This window comes from bacterium (assembly GCA_021159335.1).
In the GTDB taxonomy this organism is placed as follows: domain Bacteria; phylum UBP14; class UBA6098; order B30-G16; family B30-G16; genus JAGGRZ01.
In genome coordinates this window covers 1-1,255 of the sequence record JAGGRZ010000126.1, presented here as the reverse complement: position 1 = coordinate 1,255, position 1,255 = coordinate 1, and the positions used below count along the sequence as shown (strand labels likewise).

Annotated in this window: 1 protein-coding gene; it reads right to left on the bottom strand. The window is 51.1% G+C overall.

The window, feature by feature from the left end; translation table 11 throughout:
- Positions 1–185: 185 nt before the first annotated feature.
- The coding region (locus tag J7J62_06885; protein ID MCD6124879.1) for an IS110 family transposase at positions 186–1,255 on the bottom strand (1,070 nt) is incomplete at its 5' end.

The following is a 1,255-nucleotide window of genomic DNA, read 5'->3' as shown; positions in this document are numbered from 1 at the left end:
CGAGGTCGTCCTCCATTTTGACAAGGGAAACGCTGAAAGGGACATAATCATGAAGAGTGTGGTATGATGTCAAGTGAAAAAAAGACGTACCCTCCCCTCGAATCAAAATCTTGTTTTTTGAAAAAGGGATTTTGAGTCTAAAGTTATTGTTTAATCTGCTTTTTGATTGACGAGATGAGATTGAATCAAGATGGCTGTGCGCACTGGAACGCACGGGCTGGCTCATAGAGCTGGTTCTTTGAGAGCAGGGAAAAGACCAGCCTTACCAGCTTTCTGGCCGTGAGCACAAGGGCTCTTTTGTGTTGGTACTTATTCACCTCCCGGTACTTCTTTTGGTAGTAAGCACGATATTGCTCGTTGTGCACTCGCAACGAGTTAGCTGCCTCTACTGGGTAGTACCTCAAGTATCGGTCAGCCTCACGGATAAGGTGTCTTTCTTGTGCCTCAAATTTTCCGCTTTGCTTTCTCTTCCAGACCAGACCGGCGAGGTTGGCTATCTTGTCATCGGAGGAGAACCTTTTGATGTTGCCTATGCAGGCAAAGATGCCGGCGGCATAGACTGGCCCAATGCCCTTGACAGACAGCAGAGGATTGGAAAATCCCTCCATCTGGGAGGCGATGGCCCTATCTACCTCTTTGAGAGGAGATTTAAGTGCCCTGATGTTGATGATTATATTCTCCAGGATGAACTGCACAGAGTTGGCCAGCTTTGGGCTGAGGCGATAGGACTCACGGGCTGCCTTCTTGATCTCAGCCGCTATCTTCTCCGGATTGGGGGAGCGGTTCTTGCCTGCCCGGGCCACAAACAGGGCGAGCTCCTCCAAGGGCATATGGACGATCTCATCGAGGGAGTAGAATTCAGTCAGCACCTCCATGGCCGTCTTCCCCAGAGTCTTAGTTGGCCTATTCTGGACCCAGCCGGGGAACTTGAGGAACAGATTGGCCAGGAAGAACTTGGTCTCCCTCTCGAGGTTTTTCACCAGATGATAGCGGTAGCGAACCAGTCTCTGCAGGGGCAGATATGGGCACTTTGCCTGGAAGGGGTAGGGAAGCCTCCCGAAGCGGAGGTACTCGGCGATAAATTGGCTATCGACAAGATCTGTCTTCTCCCTCTCCGGGAATGCCTTCTTGAAGTCTTTGATGTGTTTTGCACGGGTCACATAGACCAGTGGCTTCCAGGCCGACAGTTTCTCTCCAGCTGGCCAGGTATTCTGCCAGGTGAAACCCATAGTTACTGGTGGCCTCCATCCCAAAG